3 protein-coding genes and 2 pseudogenes are annotated in these 3,707 nt (G+C 58.2%); all 5 read right to left on the reverse strand.

The window, feature by feature from the left end:
• Window positions 1-813: 813 nt before the first annotated feature.
• Entirely contained in the window at window positions 814-969 is a 156-nt protein-coding gene (locus tag ACX80O_RS16610; RefSeq protein ID WP_459334166.1) for a hypothetical protein, read from the reverse strand.
• Window positions 970-1,185: 216 nt separating this feature from the next.
• A complete protein-coding gene (locus ACX80O_RS16615) occupies window positions 1,186-1,455 on the reverse strand; it encodes an L-lactate permease (protein ID WP_459334167.1) in 270 nt (89 codons plus the stop codon).
• Window positions 1,456-1,460: 5 nt separating this feature from the next.
• Window positions 1,461-1,538 (reverse strand): annotated as a pseudogene (locus ACX80O_RS16620) (hypothetical protein); the annotation flags it as partial.
• Window positions 1,539-1,710: 172 nt separating this feature from the next.
• A pseudogene (locus tag ACX80O_RS16625) lies at window positions 1,711-2,102 on the reverse strand (L-lactate permease); the annotation flags it as partial.
• A gap of 32 nt (window positions 2,103-2,134) precedes the next feature.
• Window positions 2,135-3,088 carry an L-lactate dehydrogenase gene (locus tag ACX80O_RS16630; RefSeq protein WP_459309207.1) on the reverse strand — a complete coding sequence of 318 codons (954 nt, stop codon included), beginning with the start codon at window positions 3,086-3,088 and terminating at the stop codon, window positions 2,135-2,137.
• Window positions 3,089-3,707 lie beyond the last annotated feature (619 nt).

The raw sequence follows: 3,707 nt of genomic DNA on the forward strand, positions 1-3,707 counted from the left end.
CGGTATCAACAAACATGGCACACTATTGAGTTCTCAAACAACAGACACACCCGACACCAAACAGAACCAAACAGTCCCATCATCGCTCCGGAGCAACTTTTCAAACTTACCCGAACTTGGCGGCTTTAGCAAATCACCATTTCCGTGATTTCCAGCCCCACCAGGTGGGTCCCTACCTGCAAGTTCCGCACACTAATAGCGTGCCATTTACAGGCTGTTTATAAGGGGTCGGTCGCTATCTTTCCGCTTCAGCGGCGGCGACTAGATTTACTGTACACGCCACATGTCCTTGAGCCAAATCACTGATCCGACACCTATCCAAAGGTCAGTCCCGGTAGCCCGAACCGCCCGTAGTGGCGAGATTTCGCATGGGTCTTCACCGCTCGCCGTGACTCACCAACTGCTGAGTCTGAAGGGATCTTGATTTCTCTGTTTGGGGCCCGCTGCGCCGAAGGTTCGCCGCGTATGGCCCCATAAACTCACGAAGGGCGGGGCGGTGGGCCTGCTTACCCCGAAACCCGGAATGCCTCCACCGGGCAAGTCATCGACTGGCACGGACTCCGCTGCTCGTCGGCTACGAGCCCAAACCAGGAGCGACGCAGCAAACCCTCGTGGTTAGCAAATAGGTGCCATCCTCACCGCCGACCGCTCGACAACAAAATGTTCTGGATCTCGTCTGTTCTCGGCGAAGACGGGCACACAATCGGTGGATTCATCGACGGTTGGGCATCCGAACCGATGGTCGGATGCCACACCCAGCAGCACAACGATCACGGCCTCCCGGCGCCCTTGACAGTCAAAGCTGTACTCAGGTCACACCATCCCTATGAGTGACAGCGTGAAGGCCCAGACGCTGATGAATGCCAGCAATCCAAGGCTGTAGGGAATGGAGGCCCGGAGGATTGCGGCTATGAGCACCAGCGCGCACCCCAATCCTTTGAGCGTGACTATGAGTTGGCCGATGAGCATTGAAGCCTTATTGGTGGGACTCGACAGGAATGTGACAAGGACCGCGAGAAGCAAAACGCTCCCGATTGCGTTGACGGGCGTCCAGCTGTAGGTGTTTCCGACAATAGCTCCGCCAGCCGTGGTGATTGCCCCAGTGACCCGGGGAATCGGGACGGTGGCGACAAGTCCAACCAGTGCACCACCGGGAACGAATAGCGCTTTGAAGAACGGCGCACTCTAGAGGAACGCACATCCCGTGAAGATATAGAAGGAGCTCCAGGCGGCGATGACTTCGCGCGGCGTGTACCGTTTCGCATCGGGCGCTTCCTTCACGTTCACCCGGAAGGTACGAATGGGTTCCCAGAAGCGGCACAGGACGGCGATAGTGGGCATCCCCAGCAGACCGGGAACGATGACGGCCAGCTCAGGTCCGAGCCAGCGTGGCCACCGGAGAAGACAATTGTGACCAAGACCGTTGCCGGCGAGGTTCCCCGGCGACCACGCCAACCGTGGAGTATTGCATCCAGTAGGAAAGGTATGGATATAGCGATCGGTTGTAGGATGAAGACGAGATCCCTCGACAAGTCCATGACGCCCACCCCGCCGACGTGCGCGCCGACTATCACGGGAATCCCGACCGCCCGACCGCCCCGTCAGCGCCGGCGGCGAAGTTCGCCACAAGGCGCACCATTGCGGCCTTCGCTGGACGGGACTCTGGCTGAACGAGCATTGCTGCACAGATCGCAATGCAACTTCGAAGCCAGCTACTCCCTCCAGGAACCCTCCGAAGGAGAAGCTGATGAATAAAACCTGCAGACGCTGATCCGGGCAGACAGAGGCTACAAACGCGCGAATGACCGCGAGCGACCACTGGCTACTGCCAGTTTGTAGAGCCACACGGCCATGACAATAATGTAAGCGATGGGCCGGGCTGCATTCCGGGATCCAAGAAAACCGGCTCCTCCTACTGACGGGAAAGGTATCCTGATCACCATTAACGCACTAAGGATCTCAGTCAGGAGAGCCCCGGTTGTGGCAACGAGGCCGGTCAATTTGAACGCGACCAGACAGAGCAGGAACACGACAATGGGTATTGCCACGATCGCCGCGGAAAGGAGCGGCGATTTGAATGGGTCGAGAGACTGGATCCCCATAATCTCTACTCCAGGCTCTTAGGAGATCTGACTCAGCGACGTACGGATTCAATCACGCCGGACAAAGCGCCGGCTGACCGCGCGAGGAGCTGCAGTTCCTTCTCGGAGAAGGGCGTGCTTCTGATCGGCGCAGCACCCGAGGCATCCACGATGGATGGAACCGACAGTGCTATTCCGTCGATTCCATGGAAGTCGTTCAGAACTGTGCTGACCGGAAGGATGGCTTTCTGATCCTGAAGAACAGCCTCGACGATGCGTGCACTTGAGAGACCAATCGCGTTATTCGTTGCACCCTTCCCACGGATAATCTTGTACGCGGAATCGCGGACGTCAATCGCAATGTTGTCGAGTTCGTCGACCGTGAGCCGGGGGTGTCCCTCGGTCTCCCATTCGAGGATGGGGACCGGCCCAATTCTCGCCTCCGACCACAGCGGAAACCCTGTGTCACCGTGTTCACCCACGATAAATGCGTGCACGCTGCTGGTGGCAACTCCTGCCCGTTCGGCGAGTTTCCACCGTAACCGTGACGTGTCCAGAACAGTTCCCGAGGAGAAGATCCTGTTTGGGGGGAGGCCGGAGGCTTCAGCTGCGAGAACGGTCAACACGTCGCATGGGTTAGTGACCAAAATATAGATTGCTTCGGGTGCCGCTCTTAGCAGGTCCGGCATCATCTTGGCCAAGATCGACGCGTTGACTGATGCAAGTTCGACGCGTGTCTGTCCTGGTTTCTGTTTTGCACCCGCAGTGATGGCAACGACGTGGGATCCCTCGACCACAGCCAGATCGGAACCGCCAGTAACGGTGCCCGCGCCAGTGAATTGGGTACCGTGCGCGAGGTCCAGAACTTCGGCCTCGACCTTATCGGTCACAATATCGTATAGAGCAACGTTGCGGGCTGAACCGCGGATGAGCGCCGCGTAAGCAACGCTCGTCCCCACGCTCCCAGCACCTACAACGGTGAGCTTCGAACTTTCCCTGTTAGTCATGAATGTGCACCTCTGCGATTGGGGCCCGACGCCGACCGTTACTGGGTGGGTCTCGTGATCATTGGTGTGCAGCGCAATTGCGTGATTCACAGAACAGGAGGGTACGAGCCGGTCGACTTGGGGACCCGCCGAGTCGGCCACAATCTGAGAGCTCCTGTCCCAGTGTGCCAAATTGTTATGGGTACCAGAGGGGGTGCCTGGTCTTTGGGTCCGTCGGAAGTGTCTGCCCCATAGTGACGAAATGCCACGCACAGCGCATCGGCTACGTCAGCCTCGGTATGCTCGTGTGTTCAAGCGCACCGTCACTGCCAGGCTATCGTGGGGTGACCCTTTCGATCAGGGTCGAAAGACCCTGATCAAGGGGGATTACTATTTGAATCCCGGCTGGCCTGCACACACGCCGGCTTTGGTGGCTGCTACGGCTTCCCCGCCGTACCATGACCAGCGCCTTCGATTGCCAACCCACCAACTCCTACTGGAGCTATGGGCGTCGCCCGAACTTTTTGCGTCATACCCTGATTTTACTGGTGGTGGTTAAGTGCGAAAGGCCCCACTGTGGGTGGGGCCTTTCGTTTAATGGTTGTCCGGCGGTGTCCTACTCTCCCACACTCTCTCGGGT

The sequence above is a fragment of the Arthrobacter glycogeni genome, from assembly GCF_054511155.1.